At 61.9% G+C, this 549-nt stretch carries 1 protein-coding gene; it reads left to right on the top strand.

Translation table 11 applies throughout. The annotated features are described in order from the left end of the window. Positions 1-549: cadherin-like domain-containing protein (locus tag AC3WJW_RS30005; RefSeq protein ID WP_493728551.1), on the top strand; the 549-nt coding region annotated here is incomplete at both ends.

Below are 549 nucleotides of genomic sequence, written 5' to 3'. Positions count from 1 at the left end.
AATTTCGCCATCGACGGCGTTCCTGGCACCTTCACCGCCGGTCAGACGGCGACCATTGCCAACATCGGCACCCTGGTCATCGGCGCCAACGGCGCCTACACCTTTACCCCGGATGCCAACTACAACGGCACGGTGCCGACCGTGAGCTACACCGTCACCGACGGTTCCGGCAGCAATGTCACCTCGACCCTGAACATCAACGTCACCCCGGTTGACGACAGTTTCACTGACCTCAGCGAAACGGTCTCCACCCAGGAAGACACCGTCGTCACTGGCAGCGTCCTAACCGGCACTTCGAGCGTCGATGGTCCGGTCAGCGTGCTCAACTTCACCATCGGTGAAACCACCTACGCCGCCGGCAGCACCGCGACCATTACCAACGTCGGCACCCTGGTGATCGGCGCGAACGGCGCTTACACCTTCACCCCGGACGCCAACTACAACGGCAACGTTCCGACGGTGAGCTACACCGTCACCGACGGCTCCGGCAGCAATGTCACTTCGAACCTGAACATCAACGTCACCCCGGTCGACGACAGCTTCACCGAC

The organism is Pseudomonas sp. GW821-FHT07G06 (assembly GCF_058986625.1).
This window is presented reverse-complemented; position numbering and strand designations above follow the sequence as displayed.